The sequence below is a fragment of the Paenibacillus sp. 1-8 genome (genome assembly GCF_056316205.1).
The window spans coordinates 1,605,802-1,620,534 of the sequence record NZ_CM149995.1 but is presented as its reverse complement, the minus strand read 5'-3'; the positions used below and the strand labels follow the sequence as shown (position 1 = coordinate 1,620,534).

Here is a 14,733-nt window from a genome sequence, read left to right as displayed (position 1 = left end):
ATATTATGACACTTAAACGCTTGTTCGCTTTTAAGCTTTTATTCGTTAAAGTAACTATACCTGTTTTGCCTGTACTCGTCAAGACTTAATTATCCTGAATATTGGTCTGCATTTTCGCTCCTTATGATGCTGATTTAATCCGGCGATCTACCTTCCAATCAGTAAAAAAGCCGCCATTCGGGATTTCCTCCCGAACAGCAGCCATCATCTGTTACATGTTATTTCGTCGTTTTTGACTTTTCACGCACAGGGGGCAGCAGCTTCTTCATATCAATCGTCCGCTGAATCTCCCATGTATCCGGGTTAGTCGGATCATATTGCTCCAGGTACAAAATAACCTCTTTCGTAATCAGCGTAGGCGTGGAAGCTCCTGAAGTCACTGCTACCTTGTTAACACCCTCCAGCCATTCCCGCTTCAACTCCGTCACATCGGAAATACGGTAAGCTGTTGTACCCGCAATTTCCTCAGACACCTGAGCCAATCGGTTTGAATTGTTACTGCGCGGATCGCCAACGACAATCACCAGATCCGCCTGTCCGGCCTGCTCCGCTACCGCTTCCTGACGCACTTGCGTGGCCAGACAGATTTCATTGTGTATCTCGGCACCGGGGAACTTCTCCAGCAGCTTTTTCATAATATGCTTGATGTCCCACTGACTCATAGTCGTCTGATTCGTGATCAGGATTTTGCCCGCAGACAATGTAAGGCTGTCGATCTCCTCTTCCTTCTCGATCAGATGGACATGATCAGGAGCAATACCGATAGCTCCCTCCGGCTCAGGATGATTCTTTTTGCCGATATAAATAATCTGATATCCCTCGGCAGACTTCTCCCGAATCAGATCATGGGTCTTCGTCACATCCGGGCAGGTTGCATCAACCGTAGTCAGCCCCTTATCGCGAGCCAGCTTGCGAACCTCAGGGGATACACCATGGGCGGTGAAAATAACGGTACCACTCTCCACCTGGCTTAAAATCTCCATGCGGTTAGGGCCGTCCAGTGTAATAATTCCTTCATCCTCAAAGGAATTTGTGACATGACTATTATGCACAATCATGCCTAGTATATAAATAGGCCGAGGTAAGTCCAAGTTTCTGGCCGCCTGACGAGCCAATACCATGGCATCGACTACGCCGTAGCAGTAACCCCGGGGCGAAATTCTGAGCACTTCCAAAAATAGCACCCGCTTTCTTCGACACAGTAGACAGCTCCAAAAACTGGGTAGCTGCGGCATCCAAGCCTTTACCGGCCAATTCTATGATGTAGTTGCCTTCCTATTATAGCCTATTCCAAAGGCGCGGAAAAGCTGACCGGAAGCCAGATGATAAATGTCGTCCCTTCACCTTGGCGTGTAACCACTTCCACGGACCCGTGATGTTCATCTATGATCCACTTGGCAATGGACAAACCCAAGCCAATTCCCTCTGTCACCCCGCGTGACTCATCCGCCCGATAGAAGCGATCAAAAATAAAGGGAACCTCACTCTTGTCCATCCCGATGCCTGTATCACTAATTCGCAGACCTACCTGTCCCTGATAGACGATAGCATCAAACCGGACCGTACCTTCAGGTGTATATTTGAACGCATTATCTATGAAAATGAACAGCATTTGCTGCAAATAATCCTTGCTGCCATCCATATAAACGCCATTCAGTATCGAAAAGTCACCCACATTCCATTCGGACGTCCGCTCCAAAAATTGAGCACGCCGGGCAACCTCACTTACGAGTGGCTCCAGCGCCACCGGGGCCTTCTCGAATGTTTTCCCTGTATCTGCTCTGGCGAGCGATAGCATATCGCCAACCAGACGACTCATCCGTTTGCCTTCATCCGCCATATCACTAAGGGCCTCCATGGAGAGTTCACGAATCATCGCTTCATCCATATTGGGGCGGTCTCCCGGCTCTGTAGTCCACATTTTAAGCAAAAAATCAACGTTACCCCTGATTGTCGTAAGCGGCGTACGCAATTCATGGGAAGCATCAGCTACAAAGCGACGCTGGGCTCCATAAGCATCCTCCAGCTCCTTATAAAAAACCTCCGTACGCCCCAGCATCTTGTTAACCGTCGCGATCAGTTGCCCAATTTCATCTGGCGGTCCATCATATTCAATGCGGACACTCAAATCATTACTGGACTGAATCTGGTTAGCCCCTTCAATCACCTTCACTAACGGCTTCATGGATTTACGAGCCAGAAAGAGACCTGAGGTCGCAGCGGCGAGCAATGCAAATAACGAACCGTATACAAGCACACTTTGCAGCCTGTTCATCAGCCGATCCTGAGAGCCTGTAAATTGTCCCACCTGTAACAGTCCAACCACTAATCCCAGTTCCTCAGATTTGATCGGTTGCTGATAAATCATAAAGGAATCCCCATCCACACTTACACGTCGAATTCCCTCATTTTGGACCGCTCCAGCCGCTGTGGATGGAACGGGAAAGGTAATATCGAGATTTTTCATATTTTGCGTCGTCTTGGTGACGCCGGATGTATAATTATAAATTTGTACATATAGCTGTGATTCATCAATTCCACGACCCTGAACCAAGCCCAAATCTAGATTGGGGACCTCAAACAGTCCTCCTTTGACGGTAAGCAGTAACTGCTTGTTAATACGTGGCGCCTGGTTCGTAAGCTGACTTTTCACTTCATTATATGTGTAATAATATACCAGTCCGTAAATAGCCAGTCCAAACATAACAAGCACTATAGCCAAGATGCTGGAATACCAAGCTGTCAGTCGCCAACGAATGGACATAATTACACATCACCTCTTAAAATATAGCCCGCTCCCCGAATCGTACGAATGAGCCGTTTGCCGCCATCATGCTCCGTTTTTTGTCGGAGCATGGCAATATACACCTCCAGCACGTTCGACTCCCCGCTGTAGTCATAGCCCCAAATTTTGTCCATAATCAGATCACGAGACAGAACGCGCTTCGGGTTTTGCATAAACAAGTGGAGCAGTTCAAATTCTTTTGCCGTCAGCTCCAGCCGCTTGCCGCCGCGAACCACTTCACGCGATTCGTTATCCAGCTGTAAATCTTCGAAGGTCAGTCGATGTCCGTTATGATCCTGCTGCTCGGTTTTACGGCGCAGAAGCGCCCGCACACGAGCCAGTAGCTCCTCCAGAGCAAATGGCTTGACGAGATAGTCGTCTGCACCCAGATCCAATCCCTTGACCCGGTTCTCCACCTCGTCCTTGGCTGTAAGCATCAGAACGGGCACCGTACTTCCTCCCTCCCGCATGCGACGGCATACCTCGAAACCATCCAGTTGCGGCATCATCACATCCAGCACGACAACATCAGGCTCAGCTGTAAGCATTTTATTCAATCCCTCTGCGCCGTTGGCAGCCGTCATCACTTCATAGCCCTCGAAGGCCAGCCCTCTGCGCAGCATGGACACAATTTTTTCATCGTCATCAATAATCAGAATGGTAGAACGCATACACCATCGAGCTCCTTTATTATCTTCTTTTCACTCTATTGTAGCAGGAGTAGACGCGTGTAGCATCTTGCCGCCGCATACAGCAAGAAACGGAAGGTGGCTTCCTTCCGTTTCTTTTCACATTTTTCACTTTTAAAGAATGATTGGATTACTGTTGAAGAGTCGAGCTAAAGTCGTTCTTGTTACCCACTTTTAACTGAACATCCTTTTTCTGTCCTGCCCGTTCAATGTTAAGCGTCAGTGCTGTACCCACTTTTTGCTTTTGAATGAAATCGATCAGCTCCTGTGATGTGCTGTAAGGAGTACCATTAGCTCCGATAATCACATCATAAGGACGCAGATCCGCCTGATAAGCTGGTGATTTGTAAATAATATCCCGCACCACCGAGCCTTCAGTCAGGGTTGTCCCCAATTCCTTGGCTACTTCGGGACTCAGATTCAACAGACTTGCGCCAATGAAAGGAACGGGTTCTTTCGGAATAGGCTGATTATTTTTCAGCTTGTCGACGACTTGCAAAATCGTATTGGACGGAATCGCAAACCCGATTCCCTGTGCGTCAGCACTGACAGCTACGTTCATGCCGATAACCTGTCCTTGTAGGTTCAACAAAGGGCCACCAGAGTTCCCCGGGTTAATGGACGCATCGGTCTGAATTAAATGTTTATATTGAGTAGGTTTTCCCGTAGACTCACTGTTAATGGTAATCGTACGTTCCTTCGCACTTAGCACCCCGGCTGTTACCGAATGCTCGAAGCCTTCAGGGTTACCGATGGCTACCATCCACTCACCGACTTTAGCATTTTCGGAGTTGCCTAACGTTACCGTCGGGAAGTTATCCTTGCCTTCAATTTTCAGCACAGCCAAATCCAGGTCTGCATTTTTGCCCAGCACTTTAGCTTCATAAGGCTTATTGGTTCCCTCTACCGTGACCTGGACCACATTCGCGCCTTCAACAACGTGATTGTTCGTCAGGATGTAGCCCGTTTTATCGAAAATAAAGCCGGAACCAATACCAAGCGGAGTCAGTTGTCCGCTGTTGCTGCCTGCATTTTCATTGCTGCCGCCGTTGTTTCCGCTATTACTGTCTCCATACTGATCTCCGAAAAAATATTGATATAGCGGGTCATTATAATAAGGACTGCTTTGTCTGCCACTGCTACTAGATTGCTTAGCCAGTGTTTCAATTTTGACGACTGCCGGACCCGCTTTGGCCACAACGGATTGAACGTCTGCAGTGCCGGAAGGCATCACAGCCGGAACTACGTTAGGTGACTGACTCGTCGTTCCCGAATTAGTCGTTACTCCGCTTTCGGCTGCCGCCGACGTTAACGCCGTCTCGGGTGTAAACATATTGGTGCGGTCGGCTGTATACATCAAAACAGTTATAACCAGCATCCCGGCCAAAAAAGATAGGAAAATCGTCTTTACCTGAGACTTGGGCTTGTTCTGTTTAAATTGCCAGTTACCGCTATTCCGACCCGAGCCGTCTTGTTGTTGCTCAGCCTCGGCACGATGGTATGAGGAAGGAAGTGGCCTTACCGCCTGCGGTGGCGTAATCTCAACGTCCTTCTCTACAAGCTTCCCATCCTTGCGTTGTCCATCTGATTGAACTGAAGAAAAGGGACCGTACGAATAGTAATATGAGGAATTTGAATCATTTCGCCGAGTTGTTTTATCGGATTCAACCTGATCGTTGTCATCCCGGCGTCCGGAATTATTATTTTTAAATTCGTCCATTGTATATCTCCTCCCAAACCCTATGCTTCAAGGTGGTGTTGTTTAGCTGACTTTATTTTGCACTTTAAACCTTAATTCCACCTTAAAAACAATTAAAAAGGAGATAAAACCTTTAACCCCATCTCGCTGACCCCTTGTTCAAACACGAAATGCCCCGGATAAGAATCCGGAGCATTGCCAATCGTATATGCTTTTTTATTTCGTGTTAAAGTTTTCGTCAAATTTTTCATTCGGTGTTTGAGCATTGTTTTGAATTTTGCTGCGACTGGAGTTTTGTACCTTTTGTGCTACTGCACCTGTACCGCCTTGATCTGTTGCAAATTCTTCATCATACTTCTCATTTGGTGTCTGGAAGTTGTCTTGAATTTTATTTTGTTCAGACTGCTTTACCTTTTGTGAAACGACACCTACCGTATTGTCTTGTGCAAATTCCGCTTTGAACTGATTTCCTGTGCTTGCCTTGAAGCCTTTGTTCATGAAAGAACTTCCGCCTTGATTTGGCATAATTCTCAACCTCCCAGTATGTTTTGCGGGATAAGCTCATCCCGCAACATAGTATGTGAAGTCAGAAAGGACAATATTCAAGGATTATATGGAAGCATCCAGCGTCGCGGTCGAAATGGATTTATGCGTTTCTATCGCCTTTTGGAGCGATTTCACCATCTTTTCCGTACATTTTCCGTTCCCTTTTTTTATAATTTGAACATCCACATCTTTCTTGCCCCATTCAGAATACACCTGCCGAGTTGTTTTAAAATACAAATCAATTTTATTGCCCTTAATTGCTGAACCTGTATCTGCTACAATCCCGTAGCCATATCCTGGAATGTACAAAATGCTGCCCAAAGGAAACGTTTTGGGATCAGCCGCAATGGTGGACAGTGTGTTCTTGTCACGACGCACTTTTACACCGGAATACGTAATACCGTAACCGGGATGACTTGGCCGTTTGCCAGTGGATTCATAGCCTGCTGTATATCCTGTTGCCGTGACCGTCATGGTCGTAATAACCTGCTCTTCGCGTGGAGCTAAAACAGGTGTGGACTGCCATTTCTTATGCTGGACCGGTTCTTTGTGACCGTAAACTTCATTGCCGGGCAATACCAGACAGGTTGCAATTAGCACGGTTCCCAAAATCCGTTTCCATACCAACATGGATCTCATAAAAAACCTCCCCTTGAGGCAAAGGCTTTCCAGAAATCCATTGGTTTATACGAACAGATTATTATTTTTGAACATCCTGACCTGGATAAAGTCTGCTCAGCTTCACTTTATCTTCAAAAATATGCAGGAGCGTCCGTACAATGGGGGTGTGCTCGTCGTCTGTGTGTAATATAATGGAAGCAGGAGAAATCGAAATAAGTGTACTCACGATTCGATCCTCGACCTCCATTTCCAGTTCAACCCCCGGCATCTCCACAATAATGTCATCTCCATCGGGTGTTGGTATCGGCACCATGGAGCTATCGAGGATGGTAAAATCATGTCCACCCTGATGAAGCACATGCACCAGTGGAACTTTACTTTCCTGAAAAAACACAAAGTACTTGAGCAATCCCATAAATTCTTCATACTGCCGATCCGCCCAAAACTCTTCCATGGCATAGTCGACGATTTCCACAAGCTCTTTTTTGTATGCGTTCAATCTGAATTGTATAAGTCCTTCCAGATTTATCACGCGCAGCTCCATAAAATCCTTTTCCAGTAAAGCCGCCAGTTTGCCGTGACGCTTCATACGCCCTCTTGGTCCATCGTCCTTTAACAAAGAATGCACCATGCTGCGAACCCGCTCCGTATCCTCTTCCTCCTGCAGCGAGCAGGCTTTGGCGAGGATCAGATCAAGCATTCCCCATTCCTTGACTTCGATAATATAATCCGCTATCGCGGAAGCCATGATGCTGTATACACAGGGGAGAAAGCTTTCAAACGCCGGATTGCTCTCTGTCCCCTTGCAGGTCCATGCCACTTTGTTTTCGAGTTGTCTGAAAGTGAATCGAAATCCGCGCCGTGACATATGTAGTCCTTTGTTTCTACTCTTGACCACCTGATAAAAACGGTCGCTTTCCTGATTTCCGTCTGTATGGGTCCACACTGTAAACAGTTCCATTGGCTCACTCCTTTCGATCACTGATTACAGTATATGGCGGGCTCGAAAGGGTTATACGAAGTGAACGACTGGAAACAGGATACAGCGTAAAATGAGAATAATCGGGTTTCAAAGAGAAGGGTTCGGTGTTATACAGAATGGCTGCGACTCAGGACAGAACCAGAAGACGTTTGAATATTTAGGCTTGGGTATGTTAAAGGTTATAGTCAACGATGCTGAACATGCTGCGTACACTCATGATTGTCATATTGAGCCTCGTTCAGATTTTGTCCCTTCCTGGGACGTTTCATGCGGAAGATACTACTCAATCCCTCCAGCTTACTGCGGGATCTTCTCTCATGCCGATTGTAGAAACTTCTTCGTTGGACAGGTTTGTTTGCCTTTTCAGGCTCAGCCATTATTCTGTCTCCTTTTCCGGCAGTGAGTGGCCACCCGGTCGTATGCGCTTTGGGCGGCGGAATCTGTATTGGACTTGGCGCAGGGCTGGCGGCCCGTCATGGAGGTTTGCTCGATTCTCTGGGACTGAACGAATCTGACGATGGCCGACCGTCCAGTCTGCTGCTGACGCATCGGAAGATTCCGTTGATACAAATTGTGATGCTTTGTAATGGTTTGCTGCTCATTACGGCTGGCTTTGTGCTAGGCTGGGAGCCAGCTCTGTATTCAGCCTTATCCTGCCTCGCCGCCTATGAGACGACCCAGCTGATGTTTACAAGTCTGACGCGTATGGTTTGTGTTGTCAGCAAGGATCAGCAAACCATCGAAGAAGCCTTATTCCGCAGGCTTCGTATACACAGTACGCCTGTGGGAAATTCTGCACAGATAGAGGGCAAAAATAGAGGTGGACTGGCAGAGGAAAAAGATGAACAGGTCATCGTTTACAGCGTTCACCTATTGGATTTGCAACGCTTTAAGGCGGTCATCCAAATGGCAGACCCGCAGGCTGTGATTATGTATGTGAAGCGATGGAAAGTGTAACAAGGCCAAGTATATTTACCGTAATACGCCTTTACTCCATTGTCATGCTGGTTGGCAATATGATAAAATATAGCTAAGATGTATACACTAAAAAAGAGTAAGTATGTTGTAGCATCCTTACTCTTTAGCAACAGCCGCTTATAAGGGCGGTGGCTGTTCAAAGATTTGTCGATCGAAATAGACCGTTTACCTTTGGAGAGGGCGGTCTATTTCTTTTTGTTGAAGGAAATAATCAAGATCACTAACGTTGCAAATTGAATCATCAACATCAGCGTATCTTTAACCTCCACAGGCATCACCTCCTTTGCAGGAGACTAGCCGACCGCCCATCTAAGCCATTCTGTTGTTAAGGGATATTATACCATATAGATATTATTTAGAGGAAGAAAAACGCCTGTTTTAAGTCTGAATTTGAGATTAGTACCCTGATAAATAGTTTTGTGACTCATCTTCTGCCCTTTCAATAGCTTCAATGAAAGTAAATAAAGGTTGATCTCTTTTGTTCTGAATAGCCTTTTTACCTGTGTCCCCTACCACCCTCTATTCAGTAGTTATGTACATCAATCGTCTCCAGAAAATAAACTGACAAGGCTTCGATTGGATTAACTACATACAATTTTATAAAATCCTCGTTGGAAAGTTGATCATACTTAAGATAATCGTTCTTCATTTTATAGAGCAAAATGGATATATCTTGAGCATTAACATTTACAATTCGATTTAAGAATGCATTGCGCCGTTCGACATTATTCAGTATGATTTGTAAAGCATTGCGAATATCACGAGCATCTGGGCCAACGTTGAGTATATTGATTAAATCATTAGTCGTCAGATAAGAATTAAACGGTGCTGGCTCAATAATATGTGTCCACACATTGTCGTTCCCTTGTTCAAATACTTGAATAGCATCAGAGACATTAATTCCGATAGTGCTCCATTTGCGGTTTAGGGAATCTGTAATATGGTAGTAGTGCAATTCTGTATCGGTATCACCCTCATTCTTCTCCCAAACCGGTTCCATACGAGTAATATCCTTAATCGCTTGTTTGTTGCCTTTTGCCTGTGAGGTCATTTAGCTTCCATCCTCCATTGAAAATTTGTTAAAATGGCGATAGTACAGCCAAGATTTTATTAAAACATTCTTTAATAAGGTGATATTATTTATCACGATATCGGTATAACAATAAAATATCACGACATCGGCATATTGTCAATCTATATTCGGAGGACATTTATATGTTAAAGTTCAGAATTAAACTAAAAGAGGTTCTAAAAGATCGTGGAATAACTCAGAAAAAATTAGAGGAACTCTCGGGAGTTCCACAATCCAAAATATCTAATTTGTGCAACAATAAATTTCAAGAACTGAATATAAACAACATTGAAAAAATTGCCCATGCATTACATATCAAAGACATATCTATATTAATGCGATTTGAGGAAAAAGAATAATCTATAATTATAAACACATCAAAAAACGCTTATCTACACTAATCCCTCTACACGGATTAATGATAGATAAGCGTTTTGTCGGATTACGATATATTAACGGATGTATTCCTAATTTCGCATAATAAAGTCATGTTCGATGCTGCTGGCACCGTCAAAGGTACGAATAATATCATAGCGGGTATTGCGTTGTGCCGGAACATGACCCGTTTCGCGGATCAGCTGTAAAATGGACTTGATGTTGACTTTGTACGTTGCGCCTGCTGTAGAAACGTGAATTATTAGTAGCTTGTTCAAGATACATCTTAGCTATATAAATGATTTAGAGTCAGTTAATTCTAATAAAACCAATTTAGTGTTATAATCTCTTGCCCGAATTTAGCCCACATCCAAAATTGTATCTAAATAAGTAACGGTGGATCATGCGCATAGTGAGCGGGTACTCCCATCCATTTATCCCATCTGATCACATGAAAGTCCCGTTTCAAGCCGCCGCTGGTTAAACGGCTTCATAACTTGAGCAATGCCGAAGCCCCCTCGGCTTTGAAAAAGAATCTGCTTAGCAAAAAATATGGACTGTTTGATTATTATATTATGGATGTACTAACTCAATCCAATGACTGATATACTAGCGAAAACAATCCAACATTATAGGAGTGGTTGAAAATGGATAAGGTTCGTTACAAGATAAGAGAAGTATTAGACAGTGACAAAATTGATTCTTTCTTGAATAAAGCGAGGATTGGACATCTGGGTATGGTTGATGGTAAGTTGCCATACGTTGTTCCGCTCAATTATGTTTGGTCAAACGGAAAGCTTTATTTTCATGGAGCTACAGGCGGGAGACGCAACCAGGTGATGAGTACAAATCCAGAGGTTTGTTTTACAGTTTGCGAAGAATATGGAACTATTACTGATCCAGTACCAGCCAAGACAGACACCGCATATATGAGTGTTATGATTTTCGGCAAGGCTGAGCCTATTGTCGATCTGGACGAAGTTACACATATGTTGCAGGAAATGATTCGAAAATATGTGCCTGATTATTATAACCGCCCATTGGCCAAACAGCACGTTGACAAATACAGGTCCGCTGTATTCGGAGGTCCAGTTCAGGTATACCGAATTGACCCCTATCATATAACGGCGAAAGAAAATCCAATCGAAGAAGAAAAAATGTATAGACCAGCAAAAACAGTCCAATAGCGGTCTCTAATGAAAACATTTATTTTGCCAATTTGCATGTGTCTTTCTTCGTGATCTCCATTCCTGAACCAATATAGAGGTTTACTTACAGGAGAATGGTTGAATTTACCGTTAACTATTTAAAAGAGCAGCTTCCTGTAATGATTCAGTTCTACACGAGTAGAGCCATATTACTATTGATAAATTTTCATAGCTTGGAATGCAACGTGGCGAAGTCTCTTTTCCGAAGGAACCATTTTCGAAAAAAGAGTAAGGAATATTTGTGCATTAACTTGGGCGTGTCACCAGGCTATTTTCACCGTGATATATAACAAACCAGACCGTTTTGATCTATATATTGCTGATTTGAAATCGCTCTTGGGATTTATGCAAAACGCTCATATATGAAAGGAGTTTAATAATGTTGAATATCACCTATAAGAATAATAAGGAATGGACGTGTGATATCATCAACAATATTTTCGATCTTGCCAATCAACTTGAAATCCAATTGTAAGAAGCTTGTCATAGAAAAATAGAGATCTATAAAACAGGGTTTGGTATGAAATTTAAACCAGCCAGGTCGTATAATGACCAAAAGCCATGGATCCTAATCATAAGGACCGTGGCTCTTTACTGATGTTAGAACTAAAAATATTGATAAGAAGACATCAAAAATGCGAAAAGCTAAAAATACTTGAACAAAATACATGGGTGAGAAGCAGAAAGAGGGTGGAACGAACATGGGCCATTTAGTCGAAGAAAATCTTGAATCCGTACGACAACTGATGGAATTGGCTTGCCAGGCTTCAGGGCGCAAGAAAGAAGATGTGAAATTGTTGTTAGCGACAAAAACCGTACCACTTGAAAAATTAAAAATTGCCCTTCAAGCGGGCGAAACTTTATTTGGTGAAAACAAAGCTCAAGAACTTTTGGGGAAATTTCCACTTATGCAGCAGTACAACCAGGTGGAATGGCATTTTATCGGACATCTGCAAACGAATAAAGTAAAAGACGTTGTAAAATATGTCAAGCTCATTCATTCTGTGGACCGTTTGAAATTGGGGCAGGCATTGCATCATCAACTCTTGAAAGAGAACAAGACCATGGATATTTTGGTACAAATCAATACGTCCTACGAAGAAAGCAAATTTGGCGCTCCGCCAGAAGCAGCACTGGAGTTAGTTGAACAATTGTCTCAGTTCGAAACGTTAAACATTAAAGGCTTGATGACTATTGGAAAACTGAATGCCTCAAATGACGAGACCAGACATTGCTTCCGATTGTTAAAACAAATTCAAGCACAGATTATGGCAGAAAAATTTCCAAGTGTAGAAATGGATACTCTCTCGATGGGCATGTCAGGGGATTTCAAGGTTGCCATCGAAGAAGGAGCTACAATCATACGAGTAGGGACAAGCGTATTTGGCCAACGTTATTTGCCGGACAGGTATTACTGGAACGAAAACGCGCGCCAGAACGATTAGGAGAGAGGCAGGAGAGAGCTTATGAACACAACATCACCTTCACTGCGCGGCCGCGATTTGATTTCACCCACTATAGCTGCTTTAATATCTGTCATTGTCAATTATGGGGGTACATTTATTCTCGTATTTCAGGCAGCAAAAGTAGCAGGTGTTATCGGGAATGTTCGAACGTTTCGTCCGGCTTATCCCTCCAGGCATTGCTTCAGGGCTGCTGGCAGGTATTTTACTGCAGTTTGGCATTTCAGCCTTTGGTGGCGCGAAAGTTGACCCTCTGCTTGTAGTTGTCCTGTTTTCTACGTATGTAGTATTAAGAAGGTTTACATCCCGTTACGCTATCGTGGGTATTTTGGCAATTGGACTTATTTATTTGATTAGTGTGGGGAAAGTAGATTTCAGCAATATCAAATTGGCAATTGCATCGCCGGTATTTGTCGTTCCGGAGTTTTCGTTTCATGCTTTATTGGGCGTTGCATTGCCGCTGTTTATTATTACCTTGACGGGACAATATATGCCTGGAATGCTAGTGTTGCGAAATGACGGATTTAAAACAAGCGCGAATCCGATTTTGACCGTAACGGGTTTGGGCTCGCTCTTAACAGCGCCATTTGGCTCACACGCCTTTACGGATTTAATCATAATTATCAATTAATCAATAGTTGGAACCGGTTTTCGATTGCAATGGGAAATGAAGCGGAATAACGCTTAGGTGCAGAACAAAGATATATCTAAGGCGGAGGTGCTGGAATTATAAAAGCATCTCCGCAAGGCGATAAATACCGACTTCAATTGCCTCCTCATCTACTTTAGCAAAACCAAGTACCCATCCTTTTCGGTCGCTATTTAGACAATAACTGCTCAGGGGATAAATACGTATTCCTTCTTTGAGCGCTTGGTTCGTCACAGCTTCTTCGTCAAACGATTCCACAGCTTCGAGAAGCATGTGCAATCCTGTTTCTACCCCACTGAGTTTAAAACGCTTGTCTAGACCAGTAGCAGCTATGGCCTTTGTCATGGCTGCATGTCTGCGCCGATATACATTTCTGACTCTTCTCATATGGCGCATGAAATGCCCGTGTTCAATAAAATGAGCAAGCGTCAATTGTTCCATAATTGGAAGATGACGATAAGTGAGTGCATGGACTTGAGCAAGCTGTCGGATGGCCCCTTTTGGCCCAACAATCGCCGATATTCGGATTCCAGGAGCAACCATTTTGGAAAAGCTCATCATATATAATGTATTTTGGGGTTGATGGCTGAATAACGTAGGAAGTGGGTCCCCTCGATATCGAAATTCACTATCATAATCGTCCTCAACAATCCAAAATTGATGTTGTGTAGCCTTACGTAACAATTGTTGCCTCCGGGGTTCCGACATTATGACTCCAACTGCACACTGATGCGAAGGCGTGACAAAAGTTAGCTTGGATTGTGGATGAATGCGATCTACCTGTATTCCGTACTCGTCAACAGGAACGGGCACAACATTCATACTCCTATATTTCATGGTCATCCAAGCTGCAGGAAAACCGGGATCTTCAACAGAAACCGTGTCTCCTTCATTTAATAGCGCTTGGGCGATCAAATCAAGGCTATGCTGCGCTCCTGAGGTTAACATAATTTGATCGATATGCACATGGATTCCTCGTTCAAGTGACAAATACCGTTGTATCTGTTCGCGCAGTGATACAAAACCGTAGGCGTTACCATAAGCCCAATTCGCCAAGTCCATTTCTGTGGAGGCTTGTAAAAATGATTGTCTCCATTTTCTTTGAAAATGTTGATCCAAATAAGGCTCGTGGGGACAGAAATCAATCTCCACATTTTGCTCTTCTTTGCCTCTAAGCCAGCCGTGTAGATGATTGACTGCAGCGTTTAATACAGGTAATTCGGGGGTGACTGGCCCTTGAGGCATAACATCTTCAAAAGAACCTGTTATATAGCTCCACTCACTTACCCTTGTTCCACCGCGCCGAGATGTCACGGTGTATCCACGGCTGAATAATTCCTCATAAACAATCTGTATGGTTGAGCGCGAGACACCGACTAATAAAGCGAGCTCACGAGATGGGAGTAGCAATTCCCCTGGTGGCCATTTTCCTGTTCTAATATTATGAATCGCTTGGTCTAGAAGTTGCTGCCATAGGGGACGTTGGTCGTTTCGGTTAACTTTTAGCATAAGATTCACCTTCATATGTATTTGAATTCAAAATGTGGATTGCTTGAATCACTTATTAATGTATGATTATAACACTCCATTAATTAATATATTATCATGACGATAGCTACCTTTCAATACGATAGGATAACTAGAGCGTGTCTTCAAACTTTAAGCA

General features: G+C 43.9%; 13 protein-coding genes and 3 pseudogenes. 5 read left to right on the top strand and 11 right to left on the bottom strand.

What is annotated here, in order from left to right; genetic code table 11:
* Positions 1-218: 218 nt before the first annotated feature.
* The 7 genes from AC0WRU_RS07455 to AC0WRU_RS07425 all read right to left on the bottom strand — a co-directional run bounded on the left by AC0WRU_RS07455 (position 219) and on the right by AC0WRU_RS07425 (position 7,301).
* Positions 219-1,175, bottom strand: a complete 957-nt coding sequence (locus AC0WRU_RS07455; protein ID WP_476127830.1) for a 4-hydroxy-3-methylbut-2-enyl diphosphate reductase — start codon at positions 1,173-1,175, stop codon at positions 219-221.
* 110 nt (positions 1,176-1,285) lie between these two features.
* Positions 1,286-2,764 carry a sensor histidine kinase gene (locus tag AC0WRU_RS07450; protein WP_476127829.1) on the bottom strand — a complete coding sequence of 493 codons (1,479 nt, stop codon included), beginning with the start codon at positions 2,762-2,764 and terminating at the stop codon, positions 1,286-1,288.
* A gap of 2 nt (positions 2,765-2,766) precedes the next feature.
* Positions 2,767-3,456, bottom strand: a complete 690-nt coding sequence (locus AC0WRU_RS07445; protein ID WP_025682271.1) for a response regulator transcription factor — start codon at positions 3,454-3,456, stop codon at positions 2,767-2,769.
* A gap of 148 nt (positions 3,457-3,604) precedes the next feature.
* The gene (locus AC0WRU_RS07440) at positions 3,605-5,194 is read right to left on the bottom strand and encodes a S1C family serine protease (protein WP_476127828.1); all 1,590 of its coding nucleotides are present in this window, start codon (positions 5,192-5,194) and stop codon (positions 3,605-3,607) included.
* Between the two features lie 195 nt (positions 5,195-5,389).
* On the bottom strand, positions 5,390-5,698 hold the full coding sequence (locus tag AC0WRU_RS07435) for a hypothetical protein (protein ID WP_025682346.1): 309 nt from the start codon (positions 5,696-5,698) through the stop codon (positions 5,390-5,392).
* 84 nt (positions 5,699-5,782) lie between these two features.
* Positions 5,783-6,358 carry a 3D domain-containing protein gene (locus AC0WRU_RS07430; RefSeq protein ID WP_476127827.1) on the bottom strand — a complete coding sequence of 192 codons (576 nt, stop codon included), beginning with the start codon at positions 6,356-6,358 and terminating at the stop codon, positions 5,783-5,785.
* 61 nt (positions 6,359-6,419) lie between these two features.
* Positions 6,420-7,301, bottom strand: coding sequence for a putative sporulation protein YtxC (locus tag AC0WRU_RS07425; RefSeq protein ID WP_476127826.1), 882 nt, complete (start codon positions 7,299-7,301; stop codon positions 6,420-6,422).
* 369 nt (positions 7,302-7,670) lie between these two features.
* Between AC0WRU_RS07425 and AC0WRU_RS07420 the strand changes: the two are divergent.
* Positions 7,671-8,279, top strand: a pseudogene (locus AC0WRU_RS07420) (YitT family protein); the annotation flags it as partial.
* 206 nt (positions 8,280-8,485) lie between these two features.
* Here the strand turns inward: AC0WRU_RS07420 and AC0WRU_RS07415 are convergent.
* Together AC0WRU_RS07415 and AC0WRU_RS07410 are read right to left on the bottom strand one after the other, a co-directional pair.
* Complete coding sequence (locus AC0WRU_RS07415) at positions 8,486-8,575, bottom strand: putative holin-like toxin (protein ID WP_007429455.1); 90 nt, start codon at positions 8,573-8,575, stop codon at positions 8,486-8,488.
* A 248-nt stretch (positions 8,576-8,823) separates the two neighbouring features.
* Entirely contained in the window at positions 8,824-9,351 is a 528-nt protein-coding gene (locus AC0WRU_RS07410; protein ID WP_476127825.1) for a hypothetical protein, read from the bottom strand.
* Between the two features lie 164 nt (positions 9,352-9,515).
* Here AC0WRU_RS07410 and AC0WRU_RS07405 point away from each other — a divergent pair, with 164 nt between their 5' ends.
* Positions 9,516-9,731 carry a helix-turn-helix domain-containing protein gene (locus AC0WRU_RS07405; RefSeq protein ID WP_430065981.1) on the top strand — a complete coding sequence of 72 codons (216 nt, stop codon included), beginning with the start codon at positions 9,516-9,518 and terminating at the stop codon, positions 9,729-9,731.
* A gap of 108 nt (positions 9,732-9,839) precedes the next feature.
* Here the strand turns inward: AC0WRU_RS07405 and AC0WRU_RS07400 are convergent.
* Positions 9,840-10,001: pseudogene (locus AC0WRU_RS07400) on the bottom strand (dehypoxanthine futalosine cyclase); the annotation flags it as partial.
* Between the two features lie 393 nt (positions 10,002-10,394).
* On the opposite strand from AC0WRU_RS07400, the gene AC0WRU_RS07395 reads away from it, so the two are divergent.
* The 3 genes and pseudogenes from AC0WRU_RS07395 to AC0WRU_RS07385 all read left to right on the top strand — a co-directional run.
* Positions 10,395-10,934: a pyridoxamine 5'-phosphate oxidase family protein gene (locus tag AC0WRU_RS07395; protein WP_476127824.1), complete on the top strand. Its 540-nt coding sequence runs from the start codon at positions 10,395-10,397 to the stop codon at positions 10,932-10,934.
* Positions 10,935-11,656: 722 nt separating this feature from the next.
* Positions 11,657-12,400, top strand: a complete 744-nt coding sequence (locus AC0WRU_RS07390; RefSeq protein ID WP_476127823.1) for a YggS family pyridoxal phosphate-dependent enzyme — start codon at positions 11,657-11,659, stop codon at positions 12,398-12,400.
* A 21-nt stretch (positions 12,401-12,421) separates the two neighbouring features.
* Positions 12,422-13,022: pseudogene (locus AC0WRU_RS07385) on the top strand (benzoate/H(+) symporter BenE family transporter); the annotation flags it as partial.
* Between the two features lie 123 nt (positions 13,023-13,145).
* Here the strand turns inward: AC0WRU_RS07385 and pdxR are convergent.
* A complete protein-coding gene (gene pdxR / locus AC0WRU_RS07380) occupies positions 13,146-14,576 on the bottom strand; it encodes a MocR-like pyridoxine biosynthesis transcription factor PdxR (RefSeq protein ID WP_476127822.1) in 1,431 nt (476 codons plus the stop codon).
* Positions 14,577-14,733: the final 157 nt, after the last annotated feature.